The sequence below is a fragment of the Spirosoma agri genome, from assembly GCF_010747415.1.
GTDB classification, from domain to species: domain Bacteria; phylum Bacteroidota; class Bacteroidia; order Cytophagales; family Spirosomataceae; genus Spirosoma; species Spirosoma agri.
The window spans coordinates 1,140,499-1,158,609 of the sequence record NZ_JAAGNZ010000001.1; the positions used below are offsets into that span (position 1 = coordinate 1,140,499).

The 18,111-nt window shown below is 48.3% G+C and carries 15 protein-coding genes and 1 tRNA gene; 8 read left to right on the forward strand and 8 right to left on the reverse strand.

Annotated features, from left to right (window positions below; genetic code table 11):
- Window positions 1-26 precede the first annotated feature (26 nt).
- From GK091_RS04740 to GK091_RS04755, 4 genes are all read left to right on the forward strand, one after another.
- Window positions 27-1,550, forward strand: coding sequence for a SusD/RagB family nutrient-binding outer membrane lipoprotein (locus GK091_RS04740; RefSeq protein ID WP_164035456.1), 1,524 nt, complete (start codon window positions 27-29; stop codon window positions 1,548-1,550).
- A gap of 116 nt (window positions 1,551-1,666) precedes the next feature.
- Entirely contained in the window at window positions 1,667-4,567 is a 2,901-nt protein-coding gene (locus tag GK091_RS04745; protein WP_164035457.1) for a tetratricopeptide repeat protein, read from the forward strand.
- Window positions 4,568-4,581: 14 nt separating this feature from the next.
- The gene (locus GK091_RS04750) at window positions 4,582-6,069 is read left to right on the forward strand and encodes a S10 family peptidase (protein WP_164035458.1); all 1,488 of its coding nucleotides are present in this window, start codon (window positions 4,582-4,584) and stop codon (window positions 6,067-6,069) included.
- A gap of 42 nt (window positions 6,070-6,111) precedes the next feature.
- Window positions 6,112-7,692 carry a S10 family peptidase gene (locus tag GK091_RS04755; protein WP_164035459.1) on the forward strand — a complete coding sequence of 527 codons (1,581 nt, stop codon included), beginning with the start codon at window positions 6,112-6,114 and terminating at the stop codon, window positions 7,690-7,692.
- A 74-nt stretch (window positions 7,693-7,766) separates the two neighbouring features.
- Here the strand turns inward: GK091_RS04755 and GK091_RS04760 are convergent, their stop codons facing one another.
- Window positions 7,767-9,074: a proline dehydrogenase family protein gene (locus GK091_RS04760; protein ID WP_212592943.1), complete on the reverse strand. Its 1,308-nt coding sequence runs from the start codon at window positions 9,072-9,074 to the stop codon at window positions 7,767-7,769.
- Window positions 9,075-9,402: 328 nt separating this feature from the next.
- Here GK091_RS04760 and GK091_RS04765 point away from each other — a divergent pair, with 328 nt between their 5' ends.
- Complete coding sequence (locus GK091_RS04765; protein ID WP_164035460.1) at window positions 9,403-10,296, forward strand: AraC family transcriptional regulator; 894 nt, start codon at window positions 9,403-9,405, stop codon at window positions 10,294-10,296.
- A gap of 52 nt (window positions 10,297-10,348) precedes the next feature.
- Here the strand turns inward: GK091_RS04765 and GK091_RS04770 are convergent, their stop codons facing one another.
- Entirely contained in the window at window positions 10,349-10,804 is a 456-nt protein-coding gene (locus GK091_RS04770) for a GNAT family N-acetyltransferase (RefSeq protein WP_164035461.1), read from the reverse strand.
- Between the two features lie 80 nt (window positions 10,805-10,884).
- Here GK091_RS04770 and GK091_RS04775 point away from each other — a divergent pair, with 80 nt between their 5' ends.
- Window positions 10,885-11,277: a VOC family protein gene (locus GK091_RS04775; protein WP_164035462.1), complete on the forward strand. Its 393-nt coding sequence runs from the start codon at window positions 10,885-10,887 to the stop codon at window positions 11,275-11,277.
- Here GK091_RS04775 and GK091_RS04780 read toward each other — a convergent pair.
- Complete coding sequence (locus GK091_RS04780) at window positions 11,274-12,251, reverse strand: alpha/beta fold hydrolase (protein ID WP_164035463.1); 978 nt, start codon at window positions 12,249-12,251, stop codon at window positions 11,274-11,276. The two genes, GK091_RS04775 and GK091_RS04780, sit on opposite strands and share 4 nt — an antisense overlap.
- 310 nt (window positions 12,252-12,561) lie before the next feature.
- Entirely contained in the window at window positions 12,562-12,993 is a 432-nt protein-coding gene (locus tag GK091_RS04785) for a PAS domain-containing protein (protein WP_317166271.1), read from the reverse strand.
- A gap of 367 nt (window positions 12,994-13,360) precedes the next feature.
- Between GK091_RS04785 and GK091_RS04790 the strand changes: the two genes are divergently transcribed.
- Window positions 13,361-13,437: transfer RNA gene (locus tag GK091_RS04790), tRNA-Asp, on the forward strand.
- A 102-nt stretch (window positions 13,438-13,539) separates the two neighbouring features.
- Here the strand turns inward: GK091_RS04790 and GK091_RS04795 are convergent.
- From GK091_RS04795 to GK091_RS04805, 3 genes are all read right to left on the reverse strand, one after another.
- Window positions 13,540-13,788 (reverse strand): hypothetical protein, encoded by a 249-nt coding sequence (locus GK091_RS04795; protein WP_164035465.1) that lies wholly within the window; start codon window positions 13,786-13,788, stop codon window positions 13,540-13,542.
- Between the two features lie 586 nt (window positions 13,789-14,374).
- Window positions 14,375-14,683 carry a hypothetical protein gene (locus GK091_RS04800; protein WP_164035466.1) on the reverse strand — a complete coding sequence of 103 codons (309 nt, stop codon included), beginning with the start codon at window positions 14,681-14,683 and terminating at the stop codon, window positions 14,375-14,377.
- An 888-nt stretch (window positions 14,684-15,571) separates the two neighbouring features.
- Window positions 15,572-16,144, reverse strand: a complete 573-nt coding sequence (locus GK091_RS04805) for a hypothetical protein (protein WP_164035467.1) — start codon at window positions 16,142-16,144, stop codon at window positions 15,572-15,574.
- 427 nt (window positions 16,145-16,571) lie between these two features.
- Here GK091_RS04805 and GK091_RS04810 point away from each other — a divergent pair, with 427 nt between their 5' ends.
- Entirely contained in the window at window positions 16,572-16,958 is a 387-nt protein-coding gene (locus tag GK091_RS04810) for a hypothetical protein (protein WP_164035468.1), read from the forward strand.
- A gap of 30 nt (window positions 16,959-16,988) precedes the next feature.
- On the opposite strand, the gene GK091_RS04815 is transcribed toward GK091_RS04810, so the two are convergent.
- A complete protein-coding gene (locus GK091_RS04815) occupies window positions 16,989-17,912 on the reverse strand; it encodes an SMP-30/gluconolactonase/LRE family protein (RefSeq protein ID WP_164035469.1) in 924 nt (307 codons plus the stop codon).
- Window positions 17,913-18,111: the final 199 nt, after the last annotated feature.

Genomic DNA, 18,111 nt, shown 5'->3' on the forward strand with positions numbered 1-18,111 from the left:
TGACTAACCGACAACTCATTGACATCATGAAGAAATTACTCTATACAACCGTACTCGCTACCGGACTGGCGTTCAGTTCATGCAGCACGTTTCTGGACATAAATGATGACCCCAACAACATCAAGAATGTGCAGGTGTCACAGTTGCTTCCGTCCGTTACGGTCAATGTAGGCTACATGGGGGCCAGCGATCTGCTGCGCTACGCCAGCCTGATGATGCAGCAATTCAGCGGTCAGGGACCCAATACAGGATTCGCGACCTTTAAGGAATACGAACGGTACAACATCAACAACTCCGACGTCAATAATCAGTGGGTCAGTATCTTTGCCACGGTTGTCAGTGATTTGGAATTGATGACGGCGCAGGCAACCACCGAAGGTAGTCCGCATTATGCGGGCGTGGGAAAAATCCTGAAAGCGTATGTGTATCAAATCGTTGTCGATACCTGGGGCGACGTGCCCTACACGGAAGCGGGCCGTCACAGTGCCAACTTCTACCCCAAGTTCGACGATGACGAAGCGATCTATAAAGATTTGATCCGGTTGATCGACGATGGTATCAAAGACGTTAGCGCCACCACCTCGGCGATGTCGCCGAATGCCAACAGCACGATTTATGCGGGTGCTACCTGGGCTGTTTCGCAGGCTAAGTGGATTCAATTTGCCAACACGCTGAAACTGCGCATTTTTCTGCACTACTCGGCGAAAGATCCGGCCTACGCCACACAGCAGATTACGGCCTTGGTGAACAGTGGGGCTAAGTTTATGGCCAGTACCGCCGATAATTTTCAGATGGCTTTCCTGTCGGAATCGCAGCGGCAGAACCCGCTTTACAGCACGGAGAATGGTCAGTTCAAGAACCAGTTTTTTCCGCACCGCTTCATCGTGGATTTGATGAACTCGAAAAGCGATCCACGTCGCGCGTCTTATTTCATTCCGTTTCCGTTTAACTCCAGCCCGGCGACGTATAAGGGTGCAAGTGCCCTGGACACCGATCCGTCATCGAACTATTCGCGCAATTACCAGTACCTGTACGGAACGCCATCGGCCCCGAATCTAACGCTGGTTAACGCGAATGGTAGCTTAAAAGATGGCGCCATCACGTTTGGCGGCAACAGCCCGGCCCGGCTGCTTACCTTTGCCGAATACAATTTCATCCGGGCCGAAGCGGCTCTGTTATACAGTGCGCCCGGCAGTCCGCAAACCTTCTTCGAAGCCGGTATTCGGGCGTCTATGGCCGATGCAGGGGTGTCAGCTGCCGATGTGACGACCTATCTGACGGCCAACGGAACGCTGAAAGGAACGCAGCAGCAAATGCTCGAACAGATCATCAACGAAAAATACGTGGCCAACCACGCGGTTCTGGTTGAACCGTGGACCGACTACCGCCGGACGGGTTATCCCGCGCTGACCCCGTTCAAAACGCCATTTGCCATTTACGACGAAGTGCCCCGGTCGTTGTTTTACGCGCAGTCTGAAGTGAGCAACAATCCAAATGCCAAACAGAAGAGTTCTATGCTGGAACGGGTATTCTGGGACACCCGCAAGTAATCACTAACCAGGCTGGCGTTCAGCGCCGAAGTTCATTACACTTCATCAACAAATACTTCACTGCTGGACGTCAGCCTGGTTAGACCAAATTATCGATACTTTTGCCCAAAAACGTCATGTTGAAATCGTACGTTCTGCTTATCCTCTTCCTGTGTGCGACGGGCCTGTTGCGGGCGCAGCAGGTGGGTGACACCAAAGCCGCGCAGGCACTTCTGGAAAAGACCCGTACGGAGGTGCGCAGTCAATTTCAGAAAAGGACAACCGGTCGGGCACTGGTTGTAAAGCGGATGCTGGATCTTGGTCTCTGGCCGGAAGCGACCGATGCGCTAAAAGCGGGGAAAGGGTTGAGTGCCGCCGAGAAGCCGCTGCTATGGGCCGAGTATTACTGGTTGACCAACGATTTTCAACGGGCCGAAACGGAAGTTAAGCGAGCGCTGACTACCGATAAAAACAATAGCTGGGCCAAACGGGTAAAGGCAGTACTGGCTATTGAAGCCTGGGATCTGCAAAACGCCGAAACGCAATGCAAAAACCTCCTTGCCAGCAACCCGAACGATGAGGAAACCTCACTGGTTTTGGGACGGGCTCTGCTGCTACAAAAGAAATACCCCGAGGCACTGGCTGTTGCACAGGCACTTCAGAAGAAAAATCCGAAACTGGCAGCTGCCTATCTGCTGGAAGCCAACGTTTACTTTTGGGATCAGCACCCCGAACAGGCCGAAGCGCCTTTAGTGAAGTCGCTCACGCTCGATCCTCTGAATGCCGATGCCCGGTTTAGCTATGGATACGCCATCTGGCGACGAATCGACGCGACCCAGCTAAACGACATGGCCGCGCAGTGGCAACTGGCCCTCGACATCAACCCGCTTCATTTTCAGACGCACTGGCACTGGGGCAACGGCCATACGAACCTGACATATGCCGACTACGCGGACAAGAACGAGAAAGAAATCCGCGAAAAACTCAAGGAAGTCGATAAGCTGTTTCGGGCCAATAAGCTGGCGGATGCCGTTGGCGTCACGCGTCAGGTAGCGCAGCAATACCCAACATCGGTACTGCCCGCCATGCACCGGGCCTCGATTTATTACAGCGATTTCGACAACCCGAATCGCAAAGCTAATCTGGACTCCGCCGAGCAGATCTTCCGGACGATTCTGGCGACCAAAAAGCATTACGGTCCCGCGCATAACGGGCTCTCAGCCGTTATCAAGTCGAAGCGGATACCGTATCTGATGACGTACGACTCCATTACGAACGTGCTTAGAACTACGAAGATCAATGATCCGGAGAACTTCGCTAACGTCTTCCCCGACCTGAGCTACTATTCGGGTGACCGGGCCAAAGCGATGGTCTGGAATCAGATGTATACCAGCGTGGTCTACTTTCCTTTCCTATCGAAACAGGGAAATGCGTTCGTTGTGCCACCGCTACACATCGATCTGGCCATTGCGATGCGGTCGCCTTATTTCCGCTTCTCGACAACGTTCGATAACCGGCAGTGGATGGATATTCGGGGGGTGGGCAGCGGAGCAGCCGCCATCGAATACGTAGAGCGGGGAGCCTATCAGGAGCGGAACGTGGTCTTGCACGAATACGTCCACCTGTTTCATGGCCGGGTGCTCACTGATGCCGAAAATCGTCAGATTCGTGAACGCTATTACCACGCGATGAAAAATAAGCTCACGCTGGATTACTACTCGCAAAACAACGAATCCGAATATTTTGCGCAGACCTATCCCGCTTACTTTGAGTCGATGAAAGTGCATCCGCTGGATTTCAAGTCGATGAACATCACGGCGGAGTTGAAAAGCAAAGACCCGGCCATGTACCAATTTCTGGACGCGCTGGTCAAGAAAGAACGTGCCTATCTGAATGGTGATCAGTCGGTCATGGCGTCGAACTGGGCGCAGGTTTATATCAATCTGAGCAACAAAGTCATCAAATCGGACTCGATAAAAGCGGGCAAATACCTCGATACAGCGTTGGTTTACGACAACAAATACCAACCGGCTTATCTAGCCTACGCCCGACTCAAGCAACAACAAAAAGACTTCGATAAGGCCCTGAGCTACATCAAGGCCGCCGAGACGATTGATCCTGGTTACGCCCCCGTTTACGCGGCCTATTCGCAATTGGAAGAAGCGAAATACACGCCCGACAAGCCTCTCGACGAGTTGGTGAAAACGCAGGCCCGTTGGTTGCAGAAAGCCCTTGATCTGGAAAAAGACTTTCAGACCCGCGCCAGTGTGGCTATTCAGTTGCGGGAGATGTATTTTCAGAACGGCAGGGTCAGTCAGGCCATTAAAGCTGCCGAAGACTATGCTGCCAACGGCCCGGATGTGTCCACGTATTTGCGAGACCGGCGCGATGATGCCAAAGCGTTTGCCGCGGCTCAACGGGCCATGCTGGGCTACGCCGATCAACTCGACGCGCTAAACAAGCTGGTGCTCCAACGACCGCAGAACTACGAATTGCGTGGTCTGTACGCCGATGCCCTATTCGCTAACGGACGCTATCAGGCAGGCATCGAAACCATGAAACAGGTTCAGCGCATTTTGGAAGCGGGCAAAAACGGGCGTACCGATTTTGATCTGAGCATCGCCGAAAATTACGCGAAACTTGCTAAGCAGGATTCGCTGGTGTATTATTTGGATAAAGTGCTGGCTGAAAAATCGGACCTCGATCCTGTTCACAAACAGCGCTTGGTGCGCCTGCTGGCTTCGGCAAATCGACTGCCCGAAGCACAAACCCTGTTCGCCAGCTTACCATCGACGGGTAATGCTGTGTATCAATCAGCGGCTTTACAGTCCAAGGGGATGATTCACGCGTTGATGGGTAAGCAGGATGAAGCCATAACGTATTTTAAACAATCGCTGGATCGCAATCCGTACAACGTCGACAGTTACGTGGGGTTAGCCAGCTTATATAAACAGGCCAGCAAGCCGGCTGAATTAAAAGGGCTGGTTGCACAAATCAATCAACTGGATATCAAGCCGGGCGCGATTGCGGGGTTATAACTGAATCTGTACGTATGAACCATTCGATTACCTTCCTTCTGATTTACCTCGTTACCCTTACTTGTTCATTTGCCCAAACCCGTTCGCTGAAACTTGACGCCGACGTAATCACCAACGACAAGGTTACGATCAAAGGAAAAGTTGTTCCCTACAAGGCTACGGCTGGTAACCAACCCGTCTGGGACGAAAACGGAAAACCCATTGCCTCGTTGTTCTACGTCTATTACGAGCGGTCCGACGTGACGGACCGGACTTCCCGCCCGTTGTTCATCTCGTTTAACGGGGGACCCGGTGCTGCGTCCTGCTGGATGCACATCGGCTACACGGGCCCAAAACGCGTGCTGGTCGATAGTGAAGGGTATCCTACGCAACCTTACGGCGTTACTGATAATCCAAATTCTATTCTGGATGTGGCCGATATTGTCTACGTCGAACCCGTAAATACCGGCTTCTCCCGCGCTGTCAACGATTCGATTCCCAAATCGAAATTTTTCGGCGTCAATGCGGATATCAAGTACCTGGCCGAGTGGCTGAATGTGTTCGTGAGCCGCAAAAATCGCTGGCCTTCGCCCAAATACCTGATCGGCGAAAGTTACGGAACAAGTCGCGTATCGGGTCTGGCCCTGGAGCTTCAGAACGCCAGTTGGATGTACCTCAACGGAGTGATTCTGGTCTCGCCTACCGATCTAGGCATTGAGCGGGGTGGTCCAATTGCCGCGGCCAATATGCTGCCATACTACGCGGCTACGGCCTGGTATCACAAAGTCCTTGCTCCTGATTTGCAGCAGAAAGACCTGAACGATATACTACCCGAAGTGGAACAGTTCACGATCAATGAACTGGTGCCTGCCATTACGCGCGGGGGCTTTCTGGAAGCTGACAAGAAAAAGCAGATGGCGGCTAAAGTGGCCCGGTATTCCGGTTTGTCGGAGAAAGTCGTCATGGAGCATAACCTGATCGTGCCCGCTACGTTTTACTGGAAGGAATTACTGCGGGATAAAGGGTATCAGATCGGGCGTTTGGACTCGCGTTACCTCGGTATCGATCGTGAAACTGCCGGTGATCATCCGGACTATGCCGCTGAATATACCTCGTGGCAACACTCGTTTACGCCCGCCATCAATTACTACCTGCGTCAGCATCTCAACTACAAAACGGACCTGAAATACTACATTGCCGGACAAACCCGCCCCTGGGATCGCGACGGCGCGAACAAAGACCGAACCGGCGAAAACCTGCGGCAGGCCATGGCGCAGAACCCGTACCTGCACGTTCTGATTCAATCCGGTTATTTCGACGGCGCTACCGATTATTTCAACGCGAAATTCAACATGTGGCACATCGATCCGAGCGGTAAACTGAAAGCACGACTCGACTGGAAAGGCTACCGGAGTGGCCACATGATGTATTTACGGGACGAAGATATGACGACCTCGACCGACGATATCCGTTCGTTCATTCAGAAGACAACACCCAAGCCAAATCAACCCGCTAAATACTAACGCATTATAACAAACCACTCATTTTTAACCAGTACGCTATTCATGAAACGGATTGCCATTTTATTGCTTCTAAGTCTGACAACAGGTTCGTTTTCGTTTGCACAGGGCCAACGTGGGCAACGGGCAGCCGGTGGCCCGCCCGCAGACGCACAAGCGCCTAAACCCGCTTCCGGTCCATCCGCAAAAGCAACTCCCGGCGACCTTACGTTACCGATGGACTCCACGGTCGTAACGACACATGCCGTAACCATCAAAGGCCAGCGCGTACCCTACACCGCTACTGTCGGTACGCAGCCGGTTTGGGACGAAAACGGCAAACCGATTGCGGGCGTCTTTTACACCTACTACGAGCGGTCGGACGTGAAAGACCGTACCACCCGCCCGTTGGTCATCTCGTTCAACGGGGGACCCGGCACGGCATCCGTGTGGATGCACCTTGCCTACACCGGCCCTAAGCTGCTCAACATTGACAGTGAAGGGTATCCATTGCAGCCGTATATCGTGAAAGATAATCCTAACTCCATTCTGGATGTAGCTGACATTGTGTACATCGATCCGGTCAATACCGGCTATTCGCGGATGGCGAACAAAGATGTGCCTCGGGCAAAATTCTTCGGTGTAAACGCGGATATCAAGTACCTGGCCGAGTGGCTGAATGTATTCGTGAGCCGCAAAAATCGCTGGCCTTCGCCTAAGTACCTGATCGGGGAAAGCTACGGCACCACGCGCGTATCGGGTCTGGCCCTGGAGCTTCAGAATGCCAGCTGGATGTACCTCAACGGAGTGATTCTGGTCTCGCCTACCGATCTGGGTATCAACCGGGAAGGGCCAGTGGGAGCCGCTAATCTGCTGCCATACTACGCAGCTACGGCCTGGTATCATAAAGTGCTGCCCGCCGATCTACAGCAAAAAGATTTGACGGCTATGCTGCCCGAAGTAGAGCAATTTACCATTAACGAGTTGATTCCGGCTCTGGCAAAAGGCGGTTTTCTGGAAGCCGACAAGAAAAAGCAGATGGCGGCTAAAGTGGCCCGCTATTCCGGTTTGTCGGAGAAAGTTGTGATGGAACATAATCTGATGGTGCCAACGAATTTTTTCTGGAAAGAGTTACTGCGCGCCAAGGGAAATACAATTGGGCGGCTGGATTCCCGCTATCTGGGCATCGACCGGGAAGACGCTGGCGAACGCCCTGACTATTCGCCCGAGCTAACATCGTGGCTGCACTCCTTTGCGGCTCCCATCAACTACTATTTCCGGGAGACGCTGAATTACAAAACGGACTTGAAATACTACATGTTTGGACCAGTGCATCCGTGGGCACGGACGGGCGCGGAAGCGGACAATACGGGCGAAAACCTGCGGCAGGCGATGGCGCAGAACCCATACCTGCATCTGTTGGTGCAGTCGGGTTATTACGATGGTGCCTGCGACTATTTTGGCGCTCAGTACAACATGTGGCAGATGGACCCAAGCGGAAAGCTCAAACCCCGAATGGACTGGAAAGGCTACCAGAGCGGTCACATGATGTACCTGCGTCAGGAAGATCTGGTCAAATCGAACGACGACCTGCGCGACTTTATCAAAAAGTCGACACCCAAGCCGAACCAACCCGCTAAATATTAACGAGTCAACCACGGATTTACAGAGACGGCAAAAACTATTGCGTTGCTCTCTGTAAATCCTTGGTTCACAAAACGTTAAATGCCTCTCCTCTTTATTTCTTTCTCGATCAAAAACAGCTCCCTACTGGTCTGGCCAGCAACGGAGCTGTTTTCCTGTGCCCGTCTCATCAAATAAGGGATTACATCCTTGATAGGTCCATACGGTAAATATTTGCTGACATTACAATTCTGCTTGGCCAGATTGAACGTAATATTGTCGCTCATGCCATATAACTGGGAAAAATGGACATGTGGGTGATTGAACGGTAAATTTGCTTCGTCGAGCAATTGAACCGCCAACTGAGCACTATACTCATTGTGTGAGGCAATGATCACCGAAACGGTATCGATGTGCTGAATGCAGTAGGTGATCGCTGCGTTGAAATCTTTATCGCTCGCTGATTTATCGATTTGGATAGGGGAGGAGCTATTGACCTGACCCGCTTTTCTCCGCTCTTTTTCCATATAAGCACCCCGGACAATTTTAACGCCCAGCACAAATTTATTCTCCAGGGCTATGTCGTGGCACCGTTTTAAAAATTCGAATCGATCGTGGCGATAAAGTTGTATCGTATTGTAAATCAATACGGTTTCTTTATTGTATTGCTGCATAGCCTGCATGGTTACGGCGTCGATCGTATTTTGTATCCACGACTCTTCAGCGTCAATCAAAATACCCACTTTTTTCTCTGCCGCGAATGCACACAATTCGGATACTCTGCCGACTACATTTTGCCATTCCTTTTTCTCCGCCAAATTTAATTGGGCTGTATCTACGGCAATTTTCTCCGCTGAAATTATAGATGTATTATTTAATTTTTCCAGCAAAGCAAATCGTGCCAATGCGGTCAACTTAATACTGATGAAGTCAATATTGTCGTGCTGGGCAGCGTGCTTGATAACCTGAATAAATTCATTTTTTGCCCCATCAAAATCGGCTTCACTTTCTTTTCCCTCGGCACCATAATCCATAATAAGACTAATGCCGTACTGGTTTAATTTATCGACGATAGCCGTCGTTTCTGCGAGTGTTTCTCCGCCAACGAACTGCTCGAAAATTGTTGACCGAAGTAAGCCATTGATTGGCAACCGCCAATCGACAGCCAGAATTGTCAATTTTGTCCCTGCTTTAACCAGCCAGGACTGATTCATCAGTTGAAACAGCCGGTATGTTTTTTTCAATTGTGCATTTGACTTATAAACAAAAGCCTGCTCAGTATTGTCGAACGAGATTTTAGTCTTCACATTCATGCTGTTTTTCCTCAAATCTATTAATGAAAGTAACGCGAAAAGGGCATTGGCAATTTTAGAGTAAACATGGATAATTATTGCAGAGTTCTCCAAAAATTCTTGACGATAACCTTTGACGGATTTGGACGGTAACGAACCTAATTTGCCACGGCGGGCTTTTTGATTTTTTTAGCCAGTGCAAAATTTACGATCAGTTAAGTATAAATGACAGGTATTTATACTTAACTGATTTTTATTTTAACGGTATTGGTAAAACTCAGTCCGAATTTTAGGCTCTATTGATAAAGTCAATAAATCCATAGTAGTATCTTGCGAACGGTGTTTGCACTAGCAGTTCGTTCTGTTCGTGAATGAGTTGTGAATAACTCTTTCCGTGCGCACATAATGTGATTCTAGTTTAGACTAATACCTCTTTAGCTTTATGAAAGTGTTGGACTTTACGCCCCCGGTTCCTAAAGAGGATTCGGTAGTAGTGGATGAAGACATCCTGCCTTATTTTTATAATTATTTTCACCGCCATAGACAATTACAAATCACCCTGATTATTCGTGGTGAGGGTACACTGATGGCCGGCAATTATAGTCAACTATTTAGGCCGGGTGATATTTATATTTTAGGCGCTAATCAACCCCACATATTCAAATCAGATCCAACCTATTTTGCGAATACGGATAAACTAAATGCGCACGCTATTCACATTTATTTTGACCAGGACCGTATTCCCGCTGACTTTTTCAATCTTCCCGAATTAGAATCCATTACCAGTTTTCTTACGACCACACAGCACGGCTTTCAGCTCCCCCGTGAGTATACGAGCTATGTGGGAAAAATAATAACTAAACTCCCGGCCAAATCGAATTTAGAGCGACTGCTGACCCTGCTAAAATTATTTGATTATTTCTCGAAAGAAGTACGTGGCTGGAAGTCACTAGATTCTGGCGTGTCGAGCAGCTATTTTCCTGACGGTGAAGGACTACGGATGAATGAAGTTTTTCAGTACACATTAGAGCATTTTGCGGAAAATATCACCCTCAACAAAATTGCCGAGATTGCCCATATTACTCCCCACGCTTTTTGCAAGTATTTTAAAAAGCACACCCGGAAAACCTACAACGCGTTCCTGAACGAAATTCGGATTGGTGAAGCCTGTAAGAAGATTATCAACAGCAATCACGATGGTATTTCTACCATAGCCTACTCGACAGGGTTCAATAGTGCGACCAACTTTAACCGTGTTTTTCGAAAAACGACGGGGATGTCGCCGAGGGATTACATGAGGGAGTACAAGAGCAAGGCTAATCTCCACACGAATTAAATCGGGTAGTACCTATTGGCCTGATACTTGTACATCTACGACACCGCTTCTGTTATAAATGAAGCTTCATCCCATCGTGCGAGTCGACGAACCCTAACGACTCGTAAAATAGCTTTGCTTCGGGCCGCTTCTTGTCTGTGGTTAGCTGGAGCAGGTGAGCGCCTTTTTCTCTGGCCCGCTCAATAGCGTAACGGAAGACAAGAGCGCCAATGCCTTTACGCTGATGGCCGACCTTCACCCGAACAGCTTCAATCTGAGCGCGTATACCACCTTGATAGGTCAGGTATTGTGTAAACGTCAGCTGAAACGTGGCAATGATCTCCTGATCAAGCTCGACGACCGTTAATTCCTGTTGTTTGTCTGCGATAATGGCTTTGAAGGCATTCTGGTAGACAGCCGGTAATGGTACTTGGAAGTTTTCCCGCTCAGCGCCCAGTTTATCGTCTGCCAACATCCTGACAATAGCAATCAAGTCCGCTTCCGTAGCTAATCTATAGGTTAATTTCATGTCTCTTTCGTGGGCTAGCCTCGCAAAAGTAGCAGAAAAATGTCGTTGAGCGATTCAGCAAAACGTTCGATCTTTGTCTCATGCATATCGAACACATTGCCCTCTGGGTCCGCGATCTGGAGCGGATGCGCACCTTTTATGAAACGTATTTCGGCGCGGTTGCCAACGAAAAATATACCAACACGACCAAGCAGTTTTCATCGTACTTCCTGACGTTTCCCGATGGCGGATCACGGCTGGAACTGATGCAGATGCCCGGCGTTCCTAATACCAAGAACGATGCATTCGCCCAATTTACCGGACTGATTCACATTGCAATTTGCGTTGGTAGTGAAGCTTCCGTCAATGCCTTGACCGAGCGGTTGCGGACAGACGGGTATCCGATCGTGGGTGAACCGCGCCGAACGGGTGATGGGTATTACGAAAGTGTTGTGTTAGATCCTGAATTGAATCGTCTTGAACTGACCGCCTAGTGAATCAGGACGGAGGAATACAGACCTTTCGCAGCTTTTTTTAACGCTATCGGTTGCGGTTTGGCCGTGTCCTTTACGTTATAATGACTCAAAATATTCAACAGAATCTCCGTCATGTACTCGCGCTTGTTGAACACGATATCATGCCGGTTTTCGGGAAGTAAAAATTGTTTCACCTGCGCGTTGATCAGATGTTGTTGCGCAAAAGACACGTTGGTCGGGTAAACCAATTCGTCGCGTTGACCGTGCAGCATCGTGATGTTCGCCCTGATCTTAGGCCAGTCGGGCAAGATGGCCTCCAGTGCCTCTCGATGCGCTAATTTTTCGTCGTTGGCCAGTCGAAGCAATGGCGGAATGCCCCAGCGTAGCAGCGGTGTATCGACCCAGTGACTGATCGGGTAAGTTCGTTCCAGCCCTGGTCCAAGTGCTGACGACACAAAGACAACATGATTGACCTCGTCGGGATTGTTCATCGCCAACCGGGCCGATACCGATCCGCCGTATGACGATCCGACAACCATCAGATAGGGTGCATTTCTGTATCGATCGATGAGCGGCTGTAAAAACTTGGCTTGTTGAACAACCGATGTTTCGACACGTCCGTAATCCGAATACCCGTAGCCGGGTCGATCGACCGCTACCAGTTGCGCACGGTTCAGTAGCGAAGTATCCTTGAAGAACTCGTTGAAAAACGAAAGCGAACTGGGAGCCCCGTGCACGAAAAGTACGACTGGCAGTGCTGAGTCACCCGGTAAGGCTGGCGTTTCCATGAATCGAATGGTGCGCGGTTGTTCACTGCCGTCTTTGATCTGGTAATGATGCACCGTAGGCCGTATACGCTGCCCTTTGAACTCATCAACCAGTTCCTGATCTGTTTGTCGGGAATCAATAAACCAAGCCGCCAATAATGTTCCGATAGCCAGAACAACAATAACCAGCAGGCTCCAGCGAAGTACAAGCCAAAACCGTTTCATACAAAATGTTGTGTGAAGATATAACTGCAAATTGGCGGCCAAAGGTTTACGGAAACTCAGAAAGCTTTCCAACGGTAAACAATAACTTGGGCTAGCCATATACGTCAGCGCAGAAAAACGCAAGGAGCGAGAAGAGCTAGGAGATACTAACCTAAGCTCATCGGCAACCGTACGGGAAACGCGGGATATGCTATTGGCAAGTGAAGGAAAAGACTCCTGACGGAGCAAACCAACCCGGTGCTTGATCAGGGTCTTTTCCTCCGCTTGACGATTAAATTCGCTGACTACAACTGGTCAACGCCTGTATTTTTTATTTCAATTCGCTTTCGACTGCGAGAAAGTGCGTCAGTTCACCCTGATTGTCGAAAAGCGGATCAATTTGCACACGGCACACGTAAGGCTCGCCACCTTTCCGGTAATTCGTGATGTCTGCCTTTACAAAATCGGCCTTTCTGAGTGACTCACGCATATTCAGTGTCGTGACAAGATCGGTTTTTGGACCCTGCAAAAAACTGGGTGTCTTACCAATGGCTTCCATTGGCGAATAACCGGTCATTGTCAAAAAGTTACTGCTTGTCCAGAGAATTGTCTGTGTAAGATCGGTCAGTACCAACGTAAAGCCAGTCTCCATCTTTTTGCTATAGGCATTCCGTTGCCGCCGAGACATATTCCAGTCGAATAACTCAGTGAGCTGATTGAACAGTGCAACTTCTTTCCGGCTGGCTCGCTGCTGTGCTTGCACAAGCAGAGAAATCTCAAAACAGGCAGCAGGATACGATCGATGACCTTCCTTTTGAGAATGACCATACATCCTGTTTGCTAGTTCTGAGTACGAATCTGATGGAAGCATGACGTGATATATAAACGGTTTTAGTAGAAAGGTAACGGGTAATGGTATCAAAACCTAACGACCACTGGTCATCTAGGTGACCAGACAACGAATGAATGAAATTTTTTTACGATAAAAGTGACTGATAGCCAGTAGCTATGAGTCCTTGGTGCCAGTTTTGTCTAATTTTTTTCGTGTACCCTCTTGTACATACCATTAAAAGCCTATACTTTTGTGGCACGATTAAGGGAAACGGAAACGCTAACCGGAAATCAAAAATGGTTCGGTAGTTCAGTTGGTTAGAATACCTGCCTGTCACGCAGGGGGTCGCGGGTTCGAGCCCCGTCCGGACCGCCACTGAAAATCAAGCACTTATCAGCAATGGTAAGTGCTTTTTTCGTTTTAGCTGTTAGCAACAGGTTCTATCTTAGTTCAGCTTACGTTTGCTGTTTGACGAGATTAGTGCTCCGAAGCGGCTCTACGACTGGTTGCTGATCGTATAGTTCGGATAGACTCGGCGAACGTAAATTGTGACGATAGGCCACCGTAGTTAAGTCCTTCGGCGGATTCGGGATAAAGGGCCTCATTATAGATTGTCCCGTCAGGTAGTAAAAAGCTCACCTGCATCTGCCTGTCAAGCACTACTCGACCATCTTCCTCCAAGTGGACCGTGATCGTGATACCATTCTGGGTTTCAGTTTTTTGCATTGTCTGATGAATAAAAGGAGTTTGTATCAGGAAGGAGCGGTACGGCTACTCGTCAACTGTAGATGAACAAAGTTGCTACTGCGCGAAATTAAATACTTCTGTCAATTTTGTTACCGAATAGTAGATATTGAATCTAATGTATATGTTTTACTCGTATATATACAATTAAAATTAGTAAAAGAGATAGTTCATAACAGATTACTCCGCTGGGGTAATCTGTTTTTTTGTGGTGATAGTATTAGAATTCAACCTATTACCAGAACTGAGCGGAAAAAGCATTGATTGATACCGAAAAAAGACCGAATAATAAATATGATCCCATTATGTGACTTTTTGTCCTTCTGAGGTCATCTGAATTCTTGCGTACTACGTATGTACGCTTGCATTAAAATTCAAAACACTAAGAATAGCGAAAAGAGCCGTTTCTATGAGATGGCTCTTTTTAATTTCCAACTACCAGGTAGCGATAGGCATTGGTAGAATCGTACTCAATTGGTGATGATGAGATAAGCCCGTAACGACTCTTGACATCAAGAACAAAGCCCTTGGGCAATAGAACGGTAAAGACCGTGTATGATCAATGCCCTTAGGCAACTGGCTGATTGATAGTCAGCGTAGGGTTATAAAGCTCAAATTCTTCCAGACCTTGCAGTCCAAATTCTGTTACCAGATAATGTATTTGGTCACCGTTGTTGTCACTAGCCTGTAATAGACCCTTACCCTCCAGATCGGTGATGTAGGCTTCCACCATGTGTTCATCAAAACAGGCCTGTCGTGCGACCTGAGATGGAGTCAAGCCCTGATCAGAGGCTAACAGAATATAGTACTGACCAAATGTAAGTTCCATATAACCAGATGAATAAATAATATATGTTGAAACGTTTGCGGCAATCATGCCCTGCCTGACCGGATAAGATCAGTGCTGAACAGATTGAAAGAAAGCGTTTCTCGTTGAGTATAAATCAGCTCTGAAAGAATCTTGATGGGAAATAGTTTCAGATGCATTTAGTGGTTTTGTAGCAAATGTAGTGCCATTATATTTTACCCACTTATGCTGTTAATGAGTGAATTAGTCATATTTGTTACTGAAAAAGTCGTAGTATGTATAGATGAGTACGTTTCTAACCCCACGTAATCTTGATTAAACTAATTAAATGAACACTTTTATGAAACAAGTATATGTGTTGAGTAGTGAACGGGATTTTGATTGGTAAATTTAAGCTGTCTTTTTTTTTAGCCTCTCGACTGCCACGATCATCGGGATTATTCTTATAACGGGCACAATCTTTGATTCCGTCAAAAAAATGATACAACTAGTGTATATATAGTTACTAAACTATTGTAGTATGCGTTTTCGGGATACTTCAGTGGTTTAAGTTTTCTGTACGTGCCGTGTTCTCCGCTAAGTTCTTATGATTACTCCTCGCATTAGCCTGCATGGAATCCTACGACTCAGACTAATCTTGCTTATTGTAGCTTAACCCGCTGTCGAAACGTTGCTTCACTACTTGAAACGGGCATGTTTTTAAGCTGTTCGCAACGGTTGTCTGGCGTTGCGCGTACTGGTGATAGAATAGGTAATATGAACAAGATGAAGCAAAACGCCCGACCGATTGTGTCGGGTTGTTTTTTGTGTTCAGTGCGTAGCTTAACCACCTTTTAACACCACCGCTCCCAGAACTACTTAACTTTGTTAGGAAGGTTTTTGGAAAAGAAGATAGTCAAAAAACGCCGGGCTTATTAGGCCCGGCGTTTTTACGTTGATGCCTTTTATCGGGTAGAGCTATCTATATACCGCTATCGCCAGCCCTTGATCGATATAACTGCGTGTATCAATACCCCGACTATCCAGATAGTTCAGCAACGCCTGAACGTTGATGCGGGCCGGACTGGCTAATCCGTCGGTCCAACGCTCAGACGTTATGACGCCTGCTTCGGTAATGACAAGCTTAATCGGGCCCGATCGGATATCAATCTGTGTTTCGCTCCGGATCAAGCTAACGGCTTCCCGCTGGTCCCAGTAGGGGTATCCCATCCGAAAACATTGTTTCGCTTCATGTTCAGCCAGGTTAGCCAGTGGACGCAGTAGTAACCGTACACTTTGCAAGGGTATCAGGCGTGGAATCGAATCACCATCGAAACAGATTCCTACTGTTGGTGTCAACGAATTACCATCTATTCGGTCGCGGACGTAGTTGAGAAGGCCAATCTCGCCATGTTTAGGATGCCCGGCAGAGTCAATCTGAACCTGTTGTCCAAGATGTCGGACCAGTTCTTTAGCTGTCAGAGTTATCCGTGGGGTCATCATCAACTGGTTTCCACTCGTCGCGAGTGCTGCTCTGTCTAGGCTTGGCATGTGCCAATAAATATCGGGTAGGAATGGATTTTCAACAAAAAAACTAGTGATTTTATAGGCAATACTTTAGTTTAGTATATCTATCCGGGTGAGACGATGCGCTAAATGAGCCGTTTTTCCGTCGTGATCGTGCCACGGACAAATAACCTCTGCATCGAAATGCCATTAATTATAAGACTGAAAATAAATGCTGAATAAGCAACAGAAGCTAAAGTTCAATAAATCTGGCCGTTCATCTCTACCGTATATAAACTAGAAAAGAAGCTTACACTATTCGGATCAGACTATCCCATTGGGGTAGTCTGACTTTTTTTACAGGAAACCGCTCCGGGGAATTCAACCGAGTGTGAACTTACTGTCGGAAAGAGTCTTGCTAGTTCCAACGCATCGGTGTGAAACGGAATCTTGATGCTATAACCGGCAGAACATGAAATCAGGACTTTCGTTACTTAGCATACTGGTAACCATATTGATGGGCTGCCGGACAACAGTTGACGTTTTACCAACGGACACCTGGTCCGAAGGCTGTATTGCGCTGACTCCCTACCAGGGGGCCTATCGACTGTCGGGCATGTGTTGCGAATACCTGCTGCTACCCGCACTGGAATTAACTAAAAGCAAACTATTCGTGGTCAGGGGAAGCTATCATTCGTTCACTGGTGCGGGCTTCAGCAATGTTCCTATTCAGGTAAAGGGGCAGCTATCAGCCGACGAAAAGGAACTGGTCATTGCTTATTCACTCAATTCAACCCCCGTTACGCACCGACTCGCCCCCGGACCGGCCAAAACAGCCTGCACGTGTTTCTGTGATTAAGATCGATATACCTCAACCAGAGCACCCAGGTTACTCGATACCTTTTACCCGCATCTGAAGCGTGTAGACGGATTCTGAAGCCGTAATAAATAACGTCTGGCGGTCTTTTCCCCCGAAGCACAAATTGCCGACCCAGCCGGAAGGAACCGGAATGGTACCCAGTTTTTTGGCTGAAGTGTCATACACCGTAACACCCCGCCCCGACAAGTATAAATTGCCCTGGCTATCAAGCGTCATGCCGTCAGAACCCTGCGAAACGTAAAGCTGTCGCTGGGCCAGACTACCATCCGGATTGATCTGGTATTTGTAGGTCTTATTGGCGCGAATGTCAGCCACGAATAAATACTTGCCATCGGGCGTTCCGACAATACCGTTGGGCTGCATCAGATCGCCATCGACCACAACCGCTTCGTTGGCTCCTTTCGGCAGATAATAGACCTTCTGGCCATCAAGGTCAGGCTTTTTTCGCTCCCAGTAATCACGCTGGTAATACGGGTCTGTGAAGTAAATACCCCCTTTTGGATCAAGCCACAGATCGTTGGGCCCGTTGAAGCGCTGGCCCTTAAAATTGCTGAGTAACACGGTAACTTTCTTGTCCGGACTAATCGACCAGAGTTCATCTTTTTCGTCTGCACAGGCTAATAAATTGCCTTTCTTATCGATGTATAACCCGTTGGAACGCCCCGTTTTGTCCATAAAAACAGCCAGCTTTCCGTCGGTGTCATATTTCCAGATTTTGTCGTTTGGCTGATCCGTAAAGTAAATGTTGCCCTTCTTATCGACGGTAGGGCCTTCCGTGAACGTAAACTGACTTGAGATCTTACGTACGGAAGCGCCGGGGGCCACGACATGTATAGAATCAACCGATTGGGCAGCGAGCTGATGAAAACACGTAGTCAGGAAAGGTATCAGAAGAAGGGTGGCCCAAAATCGGGAGAACTCGGAGGTCGTCATACGCAACAAACGGTTAGGCACAAAGAAGAATGGCTGGCTGCGGTTCTACTGATACACCCAGGAATGGGAATGGCCCGACGCATAGACCAGTAACCTTTCTTGGGTACTTAACCAATAAAAACGACATGGGCAAAACCATCATTCAGTCAATAGGTTTATATAAAATAGACCGCACCTATGCTTATATTGCCGATTGATA